This is a genomic window from Pseudomonas sp. S09G 359 (assembly GCF_002843605.1).
Classification (GTDB): domain Bacteria; phylum Pseudomonadota; class Gammaproteobacteria; order Pseudomonadales; family Pseudomonadaceae; genus Aquipseudomonas.
In genome coordinates, this window is the sequence record NZ_CP025263.1 from 625860 (window position 1) to 645965 (window position 20106).

A 20106-nucleotide genomic window follows, 5' to 3' on the forward strand; every position below is an offset into this window, starting at 1 on the left:
AGATGGGGTTAGGTATGCGCTTTCGCGCGTTGGTTAGTGTCGTAGGGGTGTTGCTTGCGGCAATGACTGTCAATGCTCTGGCTGCTTCACAGGTGAAAAGTGTTCGCCTGTGGCGAGCGCCGGATAACACGCGACTGGTGTTCGACCTGTCTGGCCCGGTCCAGCACAGCGTCTTTACCCTCACGGCGCCTGATCGCCTGGTGATCGACATCAACGGTGCGACCCTGGCCGCGCCGCTGAAAGTCTCCACCGCCAACACACCGATTACCGCCATGCGCTCGGCCCAACGTACGCCGACCGACCTGCGCGTGGTCATCGACCTGAAAAAAGTCGTGACCCCCAAGAGCTTCTCCCTGGCGCCGAATGCCCAGTACGGCAACCGGCTGGTGGTCGACCTGTTCGACAACGCCGCCGATGCCGCGCCGCCGCCTGCTCCGACCCCAAGCGTGGCCATGGTGCCTGCAGTGCCGGTCAACCCGTCGCAACCGCAGGTCAAGTTGCCACCACCGCCGCCGGCTCCGGCCGGCAAGCGCGACATCATCGTGGTGATCGACGCCGGCCACGGCGGCGAAGACCCGGGCGCCTCCGGCTCGCGCGGCCAGCATGAGAAAGACGTGGTACTGGCCATCGCCCGCGAGTTGCAGCGCCAGATCAACGGTATGAAAGGCTACCGCGCCGAGCTGACCCGTACCGGCGACTATTTCATCCCGTTGCGCGGCCGTACCGAAATTGCCCGCAAGAAGGGCGCCGACCTGTTCGTGTCGATCCACGCCGATGCCGCGCCTTCGGCCGCCGCTTTCGGCGCTTCGGTGTTTGCCCTGTCGGATCGCGGTGCTACGTCTGAGACCGCCCGTTGGCTGGCCGACAGCGAAAACCGTTCCGACTTGATCGGTGGCGCCGGCAACGTGTCCCTCGATGACAAGGACAAGATGCTCGCTGGCGTACTGCTCGACCTGTCGATGACGGCCTCGCTGACGTCCAGCTTGAACGTCGGCCAGAAAGTCTTGAGCAATATCGGTCGCGTCACTTCCTTGCACAAGCAACGTGTGGAGCAGGCCGGGTTTATGGTGTTGAAGTCGCCGGACATTCCGTCGATCCTGGTGGAAACCGGGTTTATCTCCAACTCCAACGAAGCCTCGAAACTGGCCAGCGCCAGCCACCAGCAGGCGCTGGCGCGTTCGATCAGCGCCGGTGTGCGCCAGTTCTTCCAGCAGAACCCGCCGCCGGGCACCTACATCGCCTGGCTGCGCGACTCCGGCAAAATCGCCCAGGGCCCGCGTGACCATCGGGTGCAGCCGGGTGACACCCTGGCCATGCTGGCGGTGCGTTTCCAGGTATCGGCGGCCACCTTGCGCAGCGCCAATAACCTGAAAACCGATGAGTTGAAAGTCGGCCAGGTGTTGACCATCCCCGGCACTGAATTGGCGGCGCAGTAAATGAGCGAATCAGTCTTGAACAGTGGCTCGCGCATTGAGTTGCTCAGCCCGCGTCTGGCCAACCAGATTGCCGCGGGTGAGGTTGTTGAACGGCCTGCATCGGTGATCAAGGAGCTGCTGGAAAACAGTATCGACTCTGGCGCCAAGCGCATTGATGTCGACGTGGAGCAGGGCGGCGTCAAGCTGCTGCGTGTGCGCGACGATGGCAGCGGCATCTCTGCGGATGACCTGCCGCTGGCCCTGGCCCGTCACGCCACCAGCAAGATCCGCGACCTGGAAGACCTGGAGCGGGTGATGAGCCTGGGCTTTCGTGGTGAGGCATTGGCCTCGATCAGCTCCGTGGCCCGCCTGACGCTGACCTCGCGCACCCGCAGCGCCGAGCAAGCCTGGCAGGTGGAAACCGAAGGCCGCGACATGGCGCCCCGGGTCCAGCCGGCTGCGCACCCGGTGGGCACTTCGGTGGAAGTGCGCGACCTGTTCTTCAATACCCCGGCGCGGCGCAAATTCCTCAAGGCCGAGAAAACCGAATTCGATCACCTGCAGGAAGTCATCAAGCGCCTGGCCCTGGCGCGTTTCGATGTGGCGTTTCACTTGCGCCACAACGGCAAGACCATCCTCAGCCTGCACGAAGCCCATGACGACGCCGCGCGCGCTCGGCGGGTCTCGGCGATCTGTGGCGCGGGCTTCCTGGAGCAGGCGCTGCCGATCGAGATCGAACGCAATGGCCTGCGCCTGTGGGGCTGGGTCGGTTTGCCGACCTTCTCCCGCAGTCAGGCGGACTTGCAGTACTTCTTCGTGAACGGCCGCGCGGTGCGCGACAAACTGGTGGCTCACGCGGTGCGCCAGGCTTACCGCGATGTGTTGTTCAACGGGCGGCATCCGACGTTTGTGCTGTTTTTTGAGGTTGACCCGTCGGTGGTCGACGTCAACGTGCACCCGACCAAGCACGAAGTGCGTTTCCGTGATGGGCGCATGGTGCATGACTTCCTCTATGGCACCTTGCACCGTGCCCTAGGCGATGTGCGCCCGGATGACCAGCTATCGGCGCCGATTGTGACGGCGGTGGTCCGCCCGAGCGGCCCGGAAGCCGGTGAATTCGGCCCCCAGGGCGAGATGAGCCTGGCGGGTAACCTGCTGCAATCGCCACAACCGCAGCCTGCGTACACGGCGCCGGGCGCGGGTGCCGGTGCGGGGTATCAATATCAATACACGCCGCGCCCGCAATCAACGGTGCCGGTGGCTGAGGCTCAGGCGGCTTATCGCGAGTTTTTCGCGCCGCTGCCGGGGGCTGATGCGGGCTCGGCGGTTGCGCTGCCGGAAGGCGGTGGTGATATCCCGCCGCTGGGGTACGCGCTGGCGCAACTCAAAGGCATCTATATCCTCGCGGAAAACGCCCATGGCCTGGTGCTGGTGGACATGCACGCCGCCCACGAGCGGATCATGTACGAACGCCTGAAGATCGCCATGGCCAGCGAAGGCCTCAGCGGCCAACCGCTGCTGGTGCCGGAATCGCTGGCCGTGAGCCAGCGTGAGGCCGATTGCGCCGAGGAGCACCACAGCGTGTTCCAGAAACTCGGCTTCGAACTGCAGCGCCTGGGCCCGGAAACCCTGGCGATACGCCAGATTCCCGCGCTGCTCAAGCAGGCCGAGGCCAACCGGCTAGTGGCCGACGTGCTGGCCGACCTGATGGAATACGGCACCAGTGACCGCATCCAGGCGCATATCAACGAATTGCTCGGCACCATGGCCTGCCACGGTGCGATCCGTGCCAACCGCCGCCTGGCCCTGCCGGAAATGAACGGCTTGCTGCGCGATATGGAAAACACCGAGCGCAGCGGCCAATGCAACCATGGCCGACCGACCTGGACCCAAATGGGCCTGGACGATCTGGACAAACTGTTCTTGCGCGGCCGTTGATGAGTGCCTTGCCCCCCGCGATCTTCCTGATGGGCCCCACGGCCGCCGGCAAGACCGACCTGGCCATCGAGCTGACCAAGGTGCTGCCGTGCGAGCTGATCAGTGTCGACTCTGCCCTGGTTTACCGGGACATGGACATCGGCACGGCCAAACCGTCGAAAGCGCTTCTGGCCCAGCATCCACATCGCCTGATCGACATAATCGACCCTGGCGAGAGCTATTCGGCGGCGGATTTCCGCACCGATGCCCTGGCCGCCATGGCTGAGATCACCGCGCGAGGCAATATTCCGTTGCTGGTGGGTGGCACGATGCTCTATTACAAGGCTTTGCAGGAGGGGCTGGCGGATATGCCCCCCGCCGACGCCCAGGTGCGCGCCGAGCTTGAGGAGGAGGCTGTACGCCTTGGCTGGCAAGCCCTGCACGACCAGCTGGCGGCCGTGGACCCGGTGTCCGCTGCGCGAATTCACCCCAATGACCCCCAGCGGCTCACCCGAGCCCTGGAAGTCTGGCGCGTAAGTGGCCAGACCATGACTGAACATCGGCTGAAACAAACTGCGCAAAGTGCTGACGCAGGCGCATCTGGACAGTCACAATTGCCCTATACTGTGGCGAATCTGGCCATCGCTCCGGCAAATCGTCAGGTGCTGCATGAACGAATTGCACAAAGATTCACAATTATGTTGGAACAGGGGTTTATCGACGAGGTCGTAGCACTGCGTTCAAGAGGTGACCTGCATCCCGGGTTACCTTCGATACGTGCTGTAGGCTACCGCCAAGTCTGGGATCATCTGGATGGCAAGCTGACGTCAGCCGAAATGCAGGAGCGCGGCATCATTGCCACGCGCCAATTGGCGAAACGCCAGTTCACCTGGTTGCGCAGCTGGAGCGATTTGCACTGGTTGGACAGCCTGGACAGCGACAATCTGTCACGCGCCTTGAAATACTTGGGAACGGTCTCCATATTGAGCTGAGTCCTTGCAATTGCCGTCTATCCTTGGGGGTGTGACGGCCATAAGCTATCTATTTTCCGATTTTTTATTATTGATCCTTAAAGGAGTGCGGCACATGTCAAAAGGGCATTCGCTACAAGACCCTTACTTGAATACTTTACGTAAAGAGAAAGTGGGGGTTTCCATCTACCTGGTCAACGGTATCAAGCTGCAAGGCACGATCGAGTCGTTCGACCAGTTCGTGATCCTGCTGAAAAACACCGTCAGCCAGATGGTTTACAAGCACGCTATCTCGACAGTCGTTCCAGTTCGTCCAATCCGTCTGCCAAGCGCAGCAGGTGACGAAGTCGGTGACGCTGAGCCAGGTAACGCCTGATAGGAGTCTCCTTTGTTCTTTGAGCGCCACGGTGGTGGTGAGCGGGTAATCCTCGTTCACTTGGATGGACAGGACCCTGAGGCGCGCGAAGATCCGCAGGAGTTTCAGGAGTTGGCAAATTCGGCCGGCGCCGAGACCGTTGCGTTTTTTAACGTACCGCGTCATCGGCCAACCGCCAAATTCCTGATTGGCAGCGGCAAGGTCGAGGAACTGCGCGACCTGGTCCATGCCGAAGAAGCCGATCTGGTGATCTTCAATCACACCCTCACGCCCAGTCAGGAACGTAACCTCGAACGTGTTTTCGAGTGTCGCGTGATCGACCGCACTGGCCTGATCCTCGATATTTTCGCCCAGCGCGCCCGTACCCATGAAGGCAAGCTCCAGGTCGAACTGGCCCAGCTTGACCACATGAGCACGCGGCTGGTTCGCGGCTGGACTCACCTTGAGCGCCAAGGGGGTGGTATCGGTATGCGTGGCCCGGGTGAAACCCAGCTCGAAACCGACCGCCGTCTGCTGCGGGTGCGCCTGCGCCAGATCAAGGGCCGCCTCGAAAAAGTCCGCAGCCAGCGTGAGCAATCGCGGCGCGGGCGTTCGCGTGCGGATATCCCTACCGTGTCCCTGGTGGGCTATACCAACGCCGGCAAATCCACGCTGTTCAACAACGTGACCAAATCCGACGTGTACGCGGCCGACCAACTGTTCGCCACTCTGGATCCGACCCTGCGCCGTCTGGATATCGACGACCTGGGGCCGATTGTGCTGGCCGACACCGTGGGCTTCATTCGCCACTTGCCCCACAAGCTGGTCGAGGCGTTTCGGTCTACGCTCGAAGAGTCGAGCAATTCCGACCTGCTGTTGCACGTGATCGATGCGGCTGAACCGGATCGCATGTTGCAGATCGAGCAGGTGATGGTGGTGCTGGGCGAGATTGGTGCCCAGGACTTGCCGATCCTCGAGGTCTATAACAAACTCGATTTGCTTGAAGGCGTAGAGCCACAAATCCAGCGCGACGAGAACGGCAAGCCCCAGCGGGTATGGCTGTCGGCGCGAGATGGCAGCGGTTTGGAGTTGCTTGAACAGGCCATTGCCGAGTTGCTCGGCAGTGATTTGTTCGTCGGCACCTTGCGCTTGCCGCAGCGTTTTGCTCGACTGCGTGCACAGTTTTTCGAGCTGGGCGCGGTACAGAAAGAAGAACACGACGAAGAAGGTGTCAGCTTGCTGGCCGTTCGATTGCCGCGCTCGGAGCTCAACCGGCTGGTCAGCCGCGAGGGTGTAGTACCGACAGAGTTCATCGAACAACACACTTTGCAATAAAAGCCTCCGAAAGCGGTTGTGCCGCAGTAGCAGGCATTCTGTAGCATTGGTCGGCGCGCCGTGGGTGCGTCTTTGCTTTATCAGATGGAGAGCGCTATGGCTTGGAATGAGCCGGGTGGCAACTCGAATAATCAGGATCCTTGGGGTGGTAAACGCCGCAATAATGGCGACCGCAAGGGGCCACCAGATCTCGACGAGGCCTTCCGAAAGCTGCAGGAAAGCCTGAATGGGTTGTTCGGTGGTGGAAAAAAACGCGGTGGTGACGATGGCGGTCGCACAAGCAAGGGCGGCGGCTATGGCCTGCTGGGCCTGGGTCTTGTCGTGCTGGCATCCGTGTGGCTGTACAGCGCCGTATACGTGGTGGACGAGCAGGAGCAGGCCGTGGTGCTGCGCTTCGGCAAGTACTACGAAACGGTCGGCCCGGGCCTGAACATCTATTTCCCGCCGATCGACAAGAAGTACATGGAGAACGTCACGCGTGAGCGTGCCTACACCAAGCAGGGCCAGATGCTGACCGAAGACGAGAACATCGTCGAAGTGCCGCTGACCGTGCAGTACAAGATCAGCAACCTGCAGGACTTCGTGCTGAACGTTGATCAGCCGGAAATCAGCCTGCAACACGCAACCGAAAGCGCCCTGCGCCACGTGGTGGGTTCCACCGCCATGGACCAGGTGCTGACCGAAGGTCGTGAATTGATGGCCAGCGAAATCAAGGAGCGCCTGCAACGGTTCCTCGATACCTATCGCACCGGTATCACCGTTACCCAGGTGAACGTACAGAGCGCAGCGGCACCGCGTGAAGTGCAGGAAGCCTTCGATGACGTGATCCGCGCCCGTGAAGACGAGCAGCGTTCGCGCAACCAGGCTGAAACCTACGCCAATGGCGTCGTGCCGGAAGCTCGTGGTCAGGCCCAGCGCATCCTTGAAGATGCCAACGGTTACCGCGACGAAGTGGTTTCCCGTGCCAAGGGTGAGGCGGATCGCTTTACCAAGCTGGTTGCCGAGTACCGCAAGGCGCCCGAGGTTACCCGCGAGCGTCTGTACCTGGACACCATGCAGGAAGTCTTCAGCAACACCAGCAAGGTTCTCGTGACCGGCAGCAAAGGTGGGCAGAACAACCTGCTGTACCTGCCGCTGGACAAGATGATCGAAGGTGGTCGTAGCAGCACCGGCGCAGCGTCCACCGGTTCCAATGCCGCTGCCAACGAAGCGAGCGCCCGTGCGGCCGCTGACTTGCTGCAACAGCAAACACGTACCAGGGAGAGTCGTTGATGAGCAATAAATCGCTGACCGCCCTGATTGTGGGCGTCGTCGTGGTCATCGCTGCCTGGAACTGCTTCTACATCGTGGCTCAGACCGAGCGTGCGGTGCTGCTGCAATTCGGTCGCGTGGTCCAGGCAGATGTCCAGCCCGGCCTGCATGTGAAGGTCCCCTACGTGAACCAGGTGCGCAAGTTCGACGCCCGCCTGATGACCCTGGATGCACCGACACAACGCTTCCTGACCCTGGAAAAGAAAGCCGTGATGGTTGACGCCTACGCCAAGTGGCGCGTCAAGGATGCCGAGCGCTTCTACACTGCGACCTCCGGCCTCAAGCAGATTGCCGACGAGCGTTTGTCGCGCCGTCTGGAGTCGGGCCTGCGTGACCAGTTTGGTAAGCGCACCCTGCACGAGGTGGTCTCCGGTGAACGTGATGCGCTGATGGCTGACATCACGCGCTCGCTGAACACCATGGCAGAGAAAGAGCTGGGCATCGAAGTGGTTGATGTCCGGGTCAAGGCTATCGACCTGCCGAAGGAAGTGAACCGCAGCGTGTTCGAGCGTATGAGCACCGAGCGTGAGCGTGAAGCTCGTGAGCACCGCGCCAAGGGTAACGAGTTGGCCGAAGGTATCCGTGCGGATGCCGACCGTCAGCGCCGTGTACTGCTGGCCGAAGCCTATCGCGAGTCTGAAGAGGCGCGCGGTGATGGTGATGCTCAAGCCGCGGCGATCTACGCCAAGGCCTACGGCCAGGACCAGGAGTTCTACGCGTTCTACCGTAGCCTGCGTGCCTACCGTGAAAGCTTCGCGAACAAAACCGATGTCATGGTGCTGGACCCAAGCAGCGACTTCTTCCGCTACCTGGAAAAGTCCAAGTAACCAGCCTGTGATTCTGTAGGTTTCACTCCCGTCGGGCGGCTAAAACGCCTGGCGGGGTGATCCTTTCAGAAAACGGGTGTATGATGCGGCAGCCGGGAAATTCCCGGCTTTTTTGCGTCTGCATGTTTGATTCGGCAGGCGTGACAGGTTTTTCGAGGAAAGTGCCCGACGAGGCCGGTTACAGGTCGTTCGTCACGTCGCTCTTGCGCGTGGTTTATGCAGGCGGCGGGCATTTTCTGCTTCACTCAAGGCTCGGCCGAGGGCTGGCCGCCCGGATCAAAGGGGAATGGCGTAATGGCAACGGTAGACCGCTGGCTGCTGCCAGATGGCATCGAAGAAGTACTGCCACCGGAAGCTGCGCGCATTGAAGTAGCGCGTCGTCAGGTGTTGGATCTGTTCCAGAGCTGGGGTTACGAGTTTGTCGTGACCCCCCATATCGAGTACCTGGAATCCCTGCTGACCGGCGCGGGCCAGGACCTGGATCTGCGCACCTTCAAGGTCATCGACCCGCAATCGGGTCGGCAAATGGGTTTCCGTGCCGACATCACGCCGCAAGTGGCGCGCATCGATGCGCACACCCTGCGCCGCGAAGGCCCGAGCCGCCTGTGCTACGCCGGCAGCGTGCTGCATGCCCAGCCGCGTGCGTTGTCGTCTTCCCGTAGCCCGATCCAACTGGGCGCCGAGTTGTACGGCGACGCCAGCCCGAGCAGCGACGTTGAAGTGATCAGCCTGATGCTGGCCATGTTGCAACTGGCTGACGTGCCGGATGTCCACATGGACCTGGGCCACGTGGGTATCTACCGTGGCTTGGCGCGTGCGGCCGGTTTGTCCGGTGAAGTGGAACAACAGTTGTTCGATGCCCTGCAACGCAAGGCCATCGACGAAGTGATCGCGCTCACCGAGGGCGTGCCTGCCGACCTCGCCGGCATGCTGCGTGCGCTGGTGAACCTGTGTGGCGGCCGTGAAGTGCTGGTGGCCGCGCGTGAGCGCCTGGCCAATGCGCCGGCGCCGGTATTGGCGGCGCTGGATGACGTGCTGGCGATTGCCGAGCAGTTGTCGGCACGCTTCCCACAGTTGCCGCTGTACTTTGACCTGGGTGAGTTGCGCGGCTACCACTACCACACCGGTGTGGTGTTCGCGGTGTTTGTACCGGGTGTTGGCCAGGCCATCGCCCAAGGCGGTCGTTACGACGATATCGGCGCCGACTTCGGTCGCGCACGTCCGGCGACGGGCTTTTCTACCGATTTGAAAACCCTGGTGACCCTGGGGCGTGCTGAGGTCGAGCTGCCGTCTGGTGGCGTCTGGATGCCCGACAGTACGGACGCAGCACTCTGGCAGCAGGTTTGCCAGTTGCGCAGTGAGGGTCAGCGTGTCGTCCAGGCTTTGCCTGGGCAGCCATTGGCCGCCGCCCGTGATGCGGACTGCGACCGGCAATTGATTCTGCAGAACGGGCTTTGGCAAGTATCGCCACTGGCTTCTTGAGTTTTCCTGCCGGCCATCGCCGGCACCAAGTTTGCGCGAATGAGGACAAGTGTTATGGGTAAGAATGTCGTAGTCCTGGGCACCCAATGGGGTGATGAGGGCAAAGGCAAGATCGTTGATCTGCTGACCGAACATGCTGCCGCCGTAGTGCGCTACCAAGGTGGCCACAACGCTGGCCACACCCTGGTCATCGATGGCGAAAAAACCGTCTTGCACCTGATCCCGTCGGGCGTACTGCGCGAAGGCGTGCAGTGCCTGATCGGTAACGGCGTAGTGGTTGCACCTGACGCCCTGCTGCGTGAGATCATCAAGCTGGAAGAGAAAGGCGTACCGGTGCGCGAGCGCCTGCGTATCAGCCCGTCCTGCCCGCTGATCCTGTCCTTCCACGTTGCGCTGGACCAGGCCCGTGAAAAGGCCCGTGGCGAGCTGAAGATCGGTACGACCGGTCGCGGTATCGGCCCGGCCTACGAAGACAAGGTTGCGCGTCGTGGCCTGCGTGTGGGCGACCTGCTCAACATGCCGCGTTTCGAAGACAAGCTGCGTGAACTGGTGGATTACCACAACTTCATGCTGGTGGGTTACTACAAAGAGCCGGCCATCGAGTTCGACAAGACCCTGGCCGAGTGCAAGGAATACGCTGAGCTGCTCAAGCCGCTGATGCTGGACGTGACTGCCGAGCTGCACGACCTGCGTCGCGCTGGCAAAGACATCATGTTCGAAGGCGCCCAAGGTTCGCTGCTGGACATCGACCACGGTACCTACCCGTACGTGACCAGCTCCAACACCACCGCTGGCGGCGTGGCTACCGGTTCGGGCGTTGGCCCGATGTTCCTGGACTACATCCTGGGCATCACCAAGGCTTACACCACTCGCGTGGGTTCGGGTCCATTCCCGACTGAGCTGTTCGACGAAGTGGGTGCGCACCTGGCCAAGCAAGGTCACGAATTCGGCGCTACCACTGGCCGTGCGCGTCGTTGCGGCTGGTTTGACGCGGTTATCCTGCGTCGTGCTATCGATGTGAACAGCATCTCGGGCATCTGCCTGACCAAGCTGGACGTACTCGACGGCCTGGAAACCATCAACATCTGCATCGGCTACAAAGATGCAGCAGGCAACGACGTTGCGCCGACCGACGCGGACAGCTACGTAGGCCTGCAGCCTGTGTACGAAGAAGTGCCGGGCTGGACCGAATCGACCGTGGGCGCCAAAACCCTGGAAGAGCTGCCGGCTAACGCCCGTGCGTACATCAAGCGCGTTGAAGCGTTGATCGGCGCGCCGATCGACATTATTTCGACGGGCCCGGACCGCAACGAAACCATCGTTCTGCGTCACCCGTTCGCTTAATAAGCTGTTGATGTAAAAAGCAAAGGGCTCCTTCGGGAGCCCTTTTGCATATCTGCTGCCTGAGCGGCACGACCCTTGCTTCGGTTCTTTCTTTCGCGGTGCTATCAAATTAATGGCACCCGTGGTGGAGGGATTCCCGATGTCTGCCGTTCTCTCATTGTTACAAAGCCGTCTGTTGCGGCCGGTGTTCGTTACCCTAGGTATCGCCCTTTTGGTGCAAGTGCTGGTGGCGGTCGCTCTAACCCGAAGCACGGTCACAGCGCTGGAGGCTGATCTGGGCAATCGCCTGGGGATCGACAGCCAGAAATTGTCCGGCGAATTGGCGCAAGCCGGTAAGGAAGTCACATCCAGCCTGGACAGCTTGTCTACCAGCACGCGTCAGCGTCTGACCGCAGGGCTTTCCACGCGCCTGCAGGAAGAGCAGAAGCAACTGCGTGCGACCCTGGAAAAGGACCTGCAGGACTCTGCCAATGACATGGCGCAACTGCTGGCCTCGGTGGCGCCCCGCGCCATGTGGGACAGCGATGTGCCGACTCTCTCGGAGTTTGCTCGGCGCGCCCAGCGCAACCCTAACGTGTTGTTCGTGGTGTATGACGACGCCGCGGGTGAGCACCTGACCCGTTACCTTAACCGTGAAAACCCGATCAACCAGGCGCTGCTGGAAAAGGGCAAGGGCGACCGCGCCTTGGATAAGGTGTTGGACGCCGCGAAAAATGATCCTTCGGTGTTCTACGTCGAAGCGTCCATCAGCCCCAATGGGGTAGAGATCGGTAAAGTCCGCATGGGGGTTTCGACCGCCGCGGTAGAGGCGGACCTGGCTGCGCTGGACAAGCGTTTTGCCGCGCTGATCGCCAGCGGTGATCAACTGGTCGGCGACAGCCTCAAAGGTGCCGCCGCCGACAGTGCGGCGGCCATGGGTGCGCGCCTGCAGTCGGCGCAAGCCACGGCGACCCAGATGGCCGCCAACACCACCAGCGCCGTCCAGGAGTCTGCTGGCACCCTGCGCTGGCGCATCGGGATGGGGCTCGCGGTGGTGGGTTTTGGCGTATTGCTGCTGATCGCCGTGGTGCTGGGGCGCCGCGTGGTCAATCGCCTGAAGCTGTTGATTGCGGCCATGGATGACCTGGCGGCGGGTGAGGGCGACCTGACCAAGCGCGTGCAAATCAGCAGTAAGGACGAAATCGGTGACATGGCCTCGGCGGTCAACCGCTTTGTGGATAAGTTGCAACCCATCGTGCGTGAGGCTGGCGATGTGGCTCAGCGTACCGGCGTGGAAATCGGCGCCATGACCTTGCGCAATGCCGGTGCCGACAAGGCGGCCGGGCTGCAGCGTGATGAGGTGGCCGAGAGCTTGCGCGCGCTGTCGCAGATGGCTGATGAGGCCCAGGCCGAAAGCCATGCCATGCAGGCTGCCTTGCAGCAGGTGGTGGATATTCGCCAGGCCACGGATGAGAACTCGCGCACCTCGGCCGAGGTCGGCAGCCTGATCGAAGCGTTGGCCGGGCAGGTGCAGGCGGGCTCCCAGGTGATCGAGCGGTTGGCGCAGCAAAGTGAGCAGATCGAAGTGGTGCTCACGGTAATCCACGGCATCGCTGAACAGACCAACTTGCTGGCACTCAACGCCGCCATCGAGGCGGCGCGTGCCGGTGAAACCGGGCGCGGTTTTGCGGTGGTGGCGGACGAAGTGCGTGCGCTGGCGAGCAAGACCCAGAGTTCCACCGGCGACATCCAGGCGCATATCGTGGCGCTGCAACAGGGCGCGCGCGAGGCGGTGGAGACCATCGGCAAGGCCGGGCGTCAGGCCAATGAGGGCTTGCTGGTGCTGCGTGACAGCGTGCGCTTGCAGCAGACGGTGCAGGCGTCGGTGGAGCAGGTGCACGCGGCAATCGGTTTGGCGACGCGCGCGGCAGAGCATCAGGCGCAGGGCGCGCATGCCGTGCGTGGGCGGGTCGAAGTGATCCATGCCCAGGCCGAACGTGCCGCGCAGGCGGTGGTGGAGACTACCGCCAGTGGCAAGGTGCTGGATGGGCTGGCGGCGCAGTTGAAGGCGAGCCTGGGGCAGTTCCGGGCTTGAGGTTATCTGTGATGGCCTCTTCGCGAGCAAGCCCGCTCCCACATTTGACTGCATTCCAAAGCTGGAATACGGTCAAATGTGGGAGGGGGCTTGCCCCCGATAGCGGTCTCAGCGACTCAGATACATCCGAGTCGTCAGCAGATAAACCGGCAACCCCGACACCAGAATCAACAACGCCGCATAAGGCGCCGCCGCCGCAAACTCCACATTCGAAGTGTGCGCCCACACGGCAGTCGCCAAGGTGTTCAGGCCGGTTGGACTGAGCAGCAACGTGGCCGTCAATTCCTTCATCGCATCCAGAAAAACCAGCGCAAACGCCGCGCCCAATGCCGGGAAAATAATCGGCAACGTCACTCGGCAAAACGCACTGAACGACGACGCGCCCAGGGTTCTCGCCGCTTCTTCCAGCTGCGGCGCAGCCTTGTTCAGCGCCGTGCGGATGGGCGCCTGGGCCAGCGGTAAAAACAGCAGCGCATAAGCGATCAGCAACAACGCCGAGGTCTGGTACAGCGCCGGCACGTAATGCAGCGCGAAATACACCAGCGTCAGCGCAATCACCAAGCCGGGCAGGGCGTGCAGCAGGTAGGGCAGGCGCTCGGCCCAGATTGCCAGTTGGCCCTTGTAGCGCACCACCAGCAGGCCGACCGGCACTGCCAGCACCAGGCACAACGCCGCGCCGCCCAGGGACAGTGCCAGTGAGGACAACAGCGCCTCACCGATCTGCGCCACTGGAAACGCCGCTGACGACCCCACTGCCAGCCAGTAACCGAGCATGCCCAGGGGAATGCCGCTGCCGATGATCGCCAGCGCCAGGCAATACACCTGGCCCAGCGCTGCCCATTTGCCCAGCCGAACCTGCTCGGCGTGCCGCGCTGCGCCCTGGCCGATGCGTACATGCCGTCCCTTGCCGCGCACCCGCAGCTCCAGCCATAACAAGGTCAGGCACATCACCAGCAACACTGCAGAGAGCATCGCGGCATTGGCATTGCTGAATTCCAGTTCGAATTGCTGGTAGATCGCGGTGGTGAACGTCTGCAGGCCGATGATCGACAGTGCGCCGAACTCTACCAGCATGTGCAACGCAATCAGCAGTGCGCCGGCCAGCAGCGAGGGCCACAACAGCGGCAGTGTGATGCGCAAAAACACCCCCCAGCGATTCAGGCCGAGGGTGCGCGCCGATTCTTCCAGAGATGGGTCGAGGTTGCGCAGGGTGGCCGCCACCGGCAGAAACACCAGCGGGTATTTGGACAGGGTCATCACCAGGATCGCGCCGCCGAGGCCCTCGAAGTTGGCGCTCAGCGACACCCAGGTGAAGCTGCTGACAAACGCCGGCACCGCGAACGGCAGGCACAGAATCACACCCCAGATGCGCCGCCCCGGCAGGTTGCTGCGCTCCAGCAACCAGGCCAGTGACAGGCCGATCACGCCACACGCCACTGTCACCCCGACCATCAGCGCCAAGGTGTTGCGCAGCAGCCCGAACACATATGGCCGCCACAGCAGATGTACTGCCTCGGCCCAGCCGGCCTGCCAGGCCTTCAGCCCGACATACACCAATGGCAGCAGGCTCAGGCCCACCAGAAACAGCACGGGCAGCAGCAGCCAGATCGACGGGCGTTTGCGCCGGGGTGTGAAGCCTGCGGCGGGTAGCGATGGGGTCATCAGTTCAAGCCAACGTCACGTTCCAGGTCCAGGGCTTCTTCGGCGTTGCCCAGGTCTGCAGGGGTGACTTTCGGCGGTTGCAGCTCGCTGAACGGCTTGAGGCCACGGTTGGATTGCATGCCCTTGCGCAGCGGGTATTCGGCCGAGGTGTTGGTGATCACACGCTGGCCTTCTTCGCTGGCCATGAATGCCAGCAGTTGTTGGGCTTCCTTGGGGTGCTTGCTGGACTTCAGCGCCGCTGCGGAGGACACAGTGATCAGGCCGCCGGCATCGCCGTTGGTGAAGTAGTGCAGTTGCGAGTCCAGGTTGGTTTTTTCCTTCTTCAAGGCAAACCAGTAGTAGTTGTTCACCAGTACGGTGGCCACTTCACCGTTTTCCACGGCCTTGAGGGCGACCATATTGTTGCTATACACCTTGCCGAAGGCGCGCAGGCCAGTCAGCCATTCTTCAGCAGCTTCGCGGCCGTGCAGCTTGATGATCGCCACGGCCTGTTCCTGGAATGCGCCGCTGGTGGGCACGAAGCCGACCTTGCCTTGCCACTCGGGTCCGGCGAAATCCAGTACCGACTTGGGCAGGTCTTTTTCGGCAATCAGTTTGGGGTTGAAGGCCACGACGCGGGTGCGCGCGGTCACGCCCATCCAGTCGCCGTTGCTGCCGACGTAATCCTTGGGCAGCACGTCGAGGGTGCTGGCGTCGATCTTGGCCAACAGGCCTTGCTCGCCGAGTTTGTTCAGCGGCGGCGATTCTTCGGTGTAAATCACGTCGGCCGGGGAGCGCTCGCCTTCTTCGACAACCTGGCTGGCCAGCTGGTTGCTGCTGCCTTTACGCACGTTGACGTGAATGCCGGTCTTGGCTTCGAAGGCCTTGGCGAGTTCATCGCCGACTTCCTTATGCTGGCCGTTGTACAAAGTCAGGGAGATCTTGTCGGCGGAGTAGGCGGCGGGTGAGAGCAGGGTCAGGCCGAGCAGAGTGAGGGTCAGGCCACGCAGAAGGGATGTCTTGAGACGGTTATCGCGGATCATCATCCGAAGTGTTCCTCGCTTGTATGCAACAAATCATTGCAAGGATAAACGATAAAGTTTCTCAGGTGCGGCGAAGGGGGGAGGAATTGCGCGTGGAGTTTTTAAACTCCAGAAATGAAAAAACCCGCTTTCGCGGGTTTGATCTGAATTTGGTGCCCAGGAGAAGACTCGAACTTCCACGACCTTGCGATCACCAGCACCTGAAGCTGGCGTGTCTACCAATTTCACCACCTGGGCATTATCAAGCAACGTTGCCGCTGTTGATGTGGCGAACTATACGGTGGGCTTTTTGATCTGTAAACCCCTGATTCAAAAAAATAAATCAAGATTCTCGTTAAAAATCAAAGGCCTGAAACGCAAAAACCCGCTTTCGCGGGTTTTTGGGAGACTCAAGGTTTAACCTTGAGTTTGAAATTGGTGCCCAGGAGAAGACTCGAACTTCCACGACCTTGCGATCACCAGCACCTGAAGCTGGCGTGTCTACCAATTTCACCACCTGGGCAGCATCAACAACGTTGCCGTCGTCGATGGCGCGCACTATACGGAGCCGTTTTTGAGCTGTAAACCCCTGCCATGAAAAAAGCCTGGAAAATTTCGCCAATGGTCGTGCAAGGTGCTTGCTCGGGGTTATAAAAGGCTTTTAAACGCTAGTTGATGCCTGAAATTTCCCGTTTCAATACGCGTATGCCAAACTAACCCGCATATAGACAAGGTGAAAACTCTCTAATGGCCGATTGGCAGTCCCTCGATCCCGAGGCCGCTCGTGAAGCGGAAAAATATGAAAACCCTATTCCTAGCCGCGAACTGATCCTGGCGCATCTCGCCGATCGGGGTTCGCCTGCTAGCCGTGAGCAACTGGTTGAAGAGTTCGGTCTGACCACCGAAGACCAGCTCGAAGCCCTGCGCCGCCGTCTGCGTGCCATGGAGCGCGATGCTCAACTTATCTACACCCGCCGTGGCACCTATGCGCCCGTGGACAAGCTCGACCTGATCCTTGGCCGCATTGCCGGCCACCGTGACGGCTTCGGCTTCCTGATCCCGGATGACGGCAGCGACGACCTGTTCATGAGCCCGGCGCAAATGCGCCTGGTGTTCGATGGCGATCGTGCCCTGGCGCGTGTTTCCGGCCTGGACCGTCGCGGTCGGCGTGAAGGCGTGATTGTCGAAGTGGTGTCCCGTGCCCACGAGTCCATCGTCGGCCGTTACTTCGAAGAAGGCGGCATCGGCTTTGTTGTGCCGGATAACCCGAAGGTCCAGCAGGAAGTGCTGATTACCCCGGGTCGCAATGGCGCTGCCAAGGTCGGCCAGTTTGTCGAGGTGAAGATCACCCACTGGCCAACGGCGCGGTTCCAGCCTCAAGGCGATATCGTTGAAGTGGTCGGCAACTACATGGCGCCGGGCATGGAAATCGACGTTGCATTGCGCACCTACGATATTCCTCACGTGTGGCCAGAAGCCGTTATCAAGGAAGCCCGCAAGCTCAAGCCGGAAGTGGAAGAGAAGGACAAAGAGAAGCGCATCGACCTGCGCCATCTGCCGTTCGTCACCATTGACGGTGAAGATGCCCGCGACTTCGATGATGCGGTCTACTGCGAAGCCAAGCCGGGCAAGCTGCGCTTGTTCTCCGGTGGCTGGAAGTTGTTCGTCGCGATTGCCGACGTGTCCAGCTACGTGAAGATCGGTTCGGCGCTGGATAACGAAGCCCAGGTGCGCGGCAACTCCGTGTACTTCCCTGAGCGCGTGATCCCGATGCTGCCTGAGCAGCTGTCCAACGGCCTGTGCTCCCTGAACCCGAAAGTCGACCGTTTGGCCATGGTGTGCGAGATGACCATCTCGAAAACCGGCGAAATGACTGACTACCAGTTCTATGAGGCGGTGATTCACTCCCAGGCGCGCCTGACCTATAACAAGGTCAGCACCATCCTGGAAACGCCGAAAACCAGCGAAGCCAAGGCTCTGCGTACCGAGTACGCCGGCGTGGTGCCGCACCTCAAGCAGCTCTACTCGCTGTACAAAGTATTGCTGGGTGCCCGTCACGTGCGTGGCGCGATCGATTTTGAAACCCAGGAAACCCGGATTGTCTTCGGTTCCGAGCGCAAGATCGCCGCGATCACCCCGACCACCCGTAACGATGCGCACAAGCTGATCGAGGAATGCATGCTGGCGGCCAACGTGGCCACCGCTGAGTTCCTGAAGAAGCACGAAATCCCTGCGCTGTACCGAGTGCACGACGGCCCGCCGCCGGAGCGTCTGGAAAAACTGCGCGCGTTCCTCGGCGAACTCGGCCTGTCCCTGCACAAAGGCAAGGACGGCCCGACGCCGAAGGATTACCAGGCATTGCTGGCCAGCATCAAGGACCGTCCGGATTACCACGTGATCCAGACCGTGATGCTGCGCTCCCTGAGCCAGGCGGTGTACAGCGCCGATAACCAGGGCCACTTCGGCCTGAATTACGAGGCCTACACCCACTTCACCTCGCCGATCCGTCGTTACCCGGACCTGCTCACGCACCGGGCGATCCGCAGCGTGATCCATTCCAAGCAAGACACCCCGCACGTCAAGCGCGCCGGTGCCATGACCATTCCGAAGGCGCGGATTTATCCGTACGACGAAGCGGCCCTGGAACAGTTGGGCGAGCAGTGCTCGATGAGCGAACGCCGCGCCGATGAAGCCACTCGCGACGTGGTGAACTGGCTCAAGTGCGAGTTCATGAAAGATCGCGTGGGCGAGTCGTTCCCAGGCGTGATCACTGCCGTGACCGGTTTTGGTCTGTTTGTCGAGCTGACCGACATCTACGTCGAGGGTCTGGTGCACGTCACCGCCTTGCCGGGTGACTACTACCACTTCGATCCTGTGCATCACCGCCTGGCGGGCGAGCGCACGGGTCGCAGCTTCCGCCTGGGCGACACGGTGGAAGTGCAGGTCATGCGCGTCGACCTCGACGAGCGCAAGATCGACTTCGGTATGCCTGATAAGCCGGCCGAGTCGGCGGGTCGTAAAAAACGCGGCAGCGAAACCGCTGCGCCAGCCTCCAAGGGCAAAGGTGCACCCGCGAAAGCGGCCGCAGCGCCTGAACCTGCCAAGGCCGGTCGTCGCCCTGCGGCCAAGGAAAAAGCCCCTGAGGCTTACCGCCCAAGCGACGCCGCGGCGAAAAACGCCGAGCTGCGCAAGAGCCGCGAGTTGAAGCAACAGCTGCTCAACGAAGCCAAAAGCGGTGGTAAAGCGGCGTCTGGGGGAAAGTCCCACGGGGCGGAAAAGCCGTCGAGCAAGCCCAGTAAACACCGTAAAGGCCCGCCAAAAGCGGGTTCGGCCCCTGCCAAAAGCGGCGGGTCGCGCAAACCTAAGGCCAAGTCATGAGTCTGGAAAAAATCTACGGCGTGCACGCCGTAGAAGCACTGCTGCGTCACCACCCCAAGCGCGTCAAGCAAGTGTGGTTGGCGGAAGGTCGCAGCGAGCCGCGCGTACAAGCGCTGGTCGAGTTGGCCACACAAAATAAAGTCGCCATCGGCCAGGCCGAGCGACGTGAAATGGATGTGTGGGTCGAAGGCGTCCACCAGGGCGTGGTGGCGGACGTAAGCCCGAGCCAGGTCTGGGGCGAAGCCATGCTCGACGAGCTGCTCGACCGCACCGAAGGCGCCCCCTTGTTGCTGGTGCTGGACGGCGTGACCGACCCGCACAACCTCGGCGCCTGCCTGCGTTCGGCGGATGCTGCCGGCGCGCTGGCGGTGATCGTGCCGAAAGACAAGTCGGCGACGTTGACGCCGGTTGTGCGTAAGGTCGCCTGCGGTGCGGCGGAAGTGATTCCGCTGGTGGCCGTGACCAACCTGGCGCGCACCCTGGAGAAACTCCAGCAGCGTGGCTTGTGGGTCGTGGGGACGGCGGGGGAGGCTGAGGTCAGTATTTATGACCAGGACCTCACTGGCCCGACCATCCTGATCATGGGTGCCGAGGGCAAGGGCATGCGTCGCCTGACCCGCGAGCACTGCGATTACCTGGTGCACCTGCCGATGGCTGGTAGCGTCAGCAGCCTCAACGTGTCGGTGGCGACCGGCGTGTGCCTGTTCGAAGCCCAGCGCCAGCGTGGCGCGAAGGTCAAGGCCAAGAAGTAACTAAGTTTGGCGCAGGTCAAAATGTGGGAGGGAGCTTGCCCCCGATAGCGGCAGGCCAGTCAGCAGAGATGTTGAGTGTTCCATTGCTATCGGGGGCAAGCCCCCTCCCACAATTGTTTTGCGGTGTTTGCGGGGATTGTTCAAATAATCACCAATCACCTTGCGCCGCTTCTCCCCCTTCTCTACAATTGCGCCCCTTGCCTTCCTGGGCAGGCACCGATGTGCCTCCCTGCGGCAAGATCCATAAGTGTCATTCACTCCTTGTCTGACCGTTTTTGAGCG

At 61.5% G+C, this 20106-nt stretch carries 15 protein-coding genes and 2 tRNA genes; 13 read left to right on the forward strand and 4 right to left on the reverse strand.

From position 1 onward, the window contains the following. Positions 1 to 2 precede the first annotated feature (2 nt). The 10 genes from CXQ82_RS02695 (at position 3) to CXQ82_RS02740 (ending at position 13031) form a co-directional block, all read left to right on the forward strand. Positions 3 to 1436: an N-acetylmuramoyl-L-alanine amidase gene (locus tag CXQ82_RS02695; protein WP_218274440.1), complete on the forward strand. Its 1434-nt coding sequence runs from the start codon at positions 3 to 5 to the stop codon at positions 1434 to 1436. Further along, positions 1437 to 3353 carry a DNA mismatch repair endonuclease MutL gene (mutL, locus tag CXQ82_RS02700; RefSeq protein ID WP_101265905.1) on the forward strand — a complete coding sequence of 639 codons (1917 nt, stop codon included), beginning with the start codon at positions 1437 to 1439 and terminating at the stop codon, positions 3351 to 3353. Next, positions 3353 to 4324: a tRNA (adenosine(37)-N6)-dimethylallyltransferase MiaA gene (miaA, locus tag CXQ82_RS02705; protein ID WP_101265907.1), complete on the forward strand. Its 972-nt coding sequence runs from the start codon at positions 3353 to 3355 to the stop codon at positions 4322 to 4324. Before mutL ends, miaA begins: the two co-directional genes overlap by 1 nt. Positions 4325 to 4418: 94 nt before the next feature. Further along, positions 4419 to 4679 (forward strand): RNA chaperone Hfq, encoded by a 261-nt coding sequence (hfq, locus tag CXQ82_RS02710; protein ID WP_071482778.1) that lies wholly within the window; start codon positions 4419 to 4421, stop codon positions 4677 to 4679. Between the two features lie 12 nt (positions 4680 to 4691). Beyond that, entirely contained in the window at positions 4692 to 5993 is a 1302-nt protein-coding gene (gene hflX, locus CXQ82_RS02715) for a ribosome rescue GTPase HflX (RefSeq protein WP_027604899.1), read from the forward strand. Between the two features lie 96 nt (positions 5994 to 6089). Beyond that, complete coding sequence (gene hflK, locus CXQ82_RS02720; RefSeq protein WP_101265909.1) at positions 6090 to 7265, forward strand: FtsH protease activity modulator HflK; 1176 nt, start codon at positions 6090 to 6092, stop codon at positions 7263 to 7265. Then, positions 7265 to 8131 (forward strand): protease modulator HflC, encoded by an 867-nt coding sequence (gene hflC / locus CXQ82_RS02725; RefSeq protein ID WP_010213607.1) that lies wholly within the window; start codon positions 7265 to 7267, stop codon positions 8129 to 8131. The genes hflK and hflC overlap by 1 nt, the downstream gene beginning before the upstream one ends. A 294-nt stretch (positions 8132 to 8425) precedes the next feature. Beyond that, the gene (locus CXQ82_RS02730; protein WP_101265912.1) at positions 8426 to 9613 is read left to right on the forward strand and encodes an ATP phosphoribosyltransferase regulatory subunit; all 1188 of its coding nucleotides are present in this window, start codon (positions 8426 to 8428) and stop codon (positions 9611 to 9613) included. Between the two features lie 54 nt (positions 9614 to 9667). Then, positions 9668 to 10957 carry an adenylosuccinate synthase gene (locus CXQ82_RS02735; protein WP_101265914.1) on the forward strand — a complete coding sequence of 430 codons (1290 nt, stop codon included), beginning with the start codon at positions 9668 to 9670 and terminating at the stop codon, positions 10955 to 10957. Positions 10958 to 11096: 139 nt separating this feature from the next. After that, a complete protein-coding gene (locus tag CXQ82_RS02740) occupies positions 11097 to 13031 on the forward strand; it encodes a methyl-accepting chemotaxis protein (RefSeq protein WP_101265916.1) in 1935 nt (644 codons plus the stop codon). Positions 13032 to 13139: 108 nt separating this feature from the next. On the opposite strand, the gene CXQ82_RS02745 is transcribed toward CXQ82_RS02740, so the two are convergent. The 3 genes from CXQ82_RS02745 to CXQ82_RS02755 all read right to left on the reverse strand — a co-directional run bounded on the left by CXQ82_RS02745 (position 13140) and on the right by CXQ82_RS02755 (position 15952). After that, positions 13140 to 14693 carry an iron ABC transporter permease gene (locus CXQ82_RS02745; protein ID WP_101265918.1) on the reverse strand — a complete coding sequence of 518 codons (1554 nt, stop codon included), beginning with the start codon at positions 14691 to 14693 and terminating at the stop codon, positions 13140 to 13142. Further along, on the reverse strand, positions 14693 to 15718 hold the full coding sequence (locus CXQ82_RS02750) for an iron ABC transporter substrate-binding protein (protein WP_101265920.1): 1026 nt from the start codon (positions 15716 to 15718) through the stop codon (positions 14693 to 14695). The genes CXQ82_RS02745 and CXQ82_RS02750 overlap by 1 nt, the downstream gene beginning before the upstream one ends. Before the next feature lie 147 nt (positions 15719 to 15865). Then, positions 15866 to 15952: transfer RNA gene (locus CXQ82_RS02755), tRNA-Leu, on the reverse strand. Here CXQ82_RS02755 and CXQ82_RS31220 point away from each other — a divergent pair. Further along, the gene (locus tag CXQ82_RS31220) at positions 15927 to 16115 is read left to right on the forward strand and encodes a hypothetical protein (protein ID WP_157832142.1); all 189 of its coding nucleotides are present in this window, start codon (positions 15927 to 15929) and stop codon (positions 16113 to 16115) included. The genes CXQ82_RS02755 and CXQ82_RS31220 overlap by 26 nt on opposite strands. A 15-nt stretch (positions 16116 to 16130) precedes the next feature. Here CXQ82_RS31220 and CXQ82_RS02760 read toward each other — a convergent pair. Further along, positions 16131 to 16217, reverse strand: a tRNA-Leu gene (locus CXQ82_RS02760). 224 nt (positions 16218 to 16441) lie between these two features. On the opposite strand from CXQ82_RS02760, the gene rnr reads away from it, so the two are divergent. Then, the gene (gene rnr / locus CXQ82_RS02765; protein WP_101265922.1) at positions 16442 to 19072 is read left to right on the forward strand and encodes a ribonuclease R; all 2631 of its coding nucleotides are present in this window, start codon (positions 16442 to 16444) and stop codon (positions 19070 to 19072) included. Next, positions 19069 to 19824 (forward strand): 23S rRNA (guanosine(2251)-2'-O)-methyltransferase RlmB, encoded by a 756-nt coding sequence (rlmB, locus tag CXQ82_RS02770; protein ID WP_021493242.1) that lies wholly within the window; start codon positions 19069 to 19071, stop codon positions 19822 to 19824. The genes rnr and rlmB overlap by 4 nt, the downstream gene beginning before the upstream one ends. Positions 19825 to 20106 lie beyond the last annotated feature (282 nt).

Excerpts from the sequence above, each read along its gene's own strand:
- rnr (WP_101265922.1), top strand. The coding sequence starts at position 16,442 with ATGGCCGATTGGCAGTCCCTCGATCCCGAGGCCGCTCGTGAAGCGGAA.
- hflC (WP_010213607.1), top strand. The coding sequence starts at position 7,265 with ATGAGCAATAAATCGCTGACCGCCCTGATTGTGGGCGTCGTCGTGGTC.
- hfq (WP_071482778.1), top strand. The coding sequence starts at position 4,419 with ATGTCAAAAGGGCATTCGCTACAAGACCCTTACTTGAATACTTTACGT.
- CXQ82_RS02730 (WP_101265912.1), top strand. The coding sequence starts at position 8,426 with ATGGCAACGGTAGACCGCTGGCTGCTGCCAGATGGCATCGAAGAAGTA.
- CXQ82_RS02745 (WP_101265918.1), bottom strand. The coding sequence starts at position 14,693 with ATGACCCCATCGCTACCCGCCGCAGGCTTCACACCCCGGCGCAAACGC.
- CXQ82_RS02735 (WP_101265914.1), top strand. The coding sequence starts at position 9,668 with ATGGGTAAGAATGTCGTAGTCCTGGGCACCCAATGGGGTGATGAGGGC.
- rlmB (WP_021493242.1), top strand. The coding sequence starts at position 19,069 with ATGAGTCTGGAAAAAATCTACGGCGTGCACGCCGTAGAAGCACTGCTG.
- CXQ82_RS02740 (WP_101265916.1), top strand. The coding sequence starts at position 11,097 with ATGTCTGCCGTTCTCTCATTGTTACAAAGCCGTCTGTTGCGGCCGGTG.
- CXQ82_RS02750 (WP_101265920.1), bottom strand. The coding sequence starts at position 15,718 with ATGATGATCCGCGATAACCGTCTCAAGACATCCCTTCTGCGTGGCCTG.
- hflK (WP_101265909.1), top strand. The coding sequence starts at position 6,090 with ATGGCTTGGAATGAGCCGGGTGGCAACTCGAATAATCAGGATCCTTGG.
- miaA (WP_101265907.1), top strand. The coding sequence starts at position 3,353 with ATGAGTGCCTTGCCCCCCGCGATCTTCCTGATGGGCCCCACGGCCGCC.
- mutL (WP_101265905.1), top strand. The coding sequence starts at position 1,437 with ATGAGCGAATCAGTCTTGAACAGTGGCTCGCGCATTGAGTTGCTCAGC.
- CXQ82_RS02695 (WP_218274440.1), top strand. The coding sequence starts at position 3 with ATGGGGTTAGGTATGCGCTTTCGCGCGTTGGTTAGTGTCGTAGGGGTG.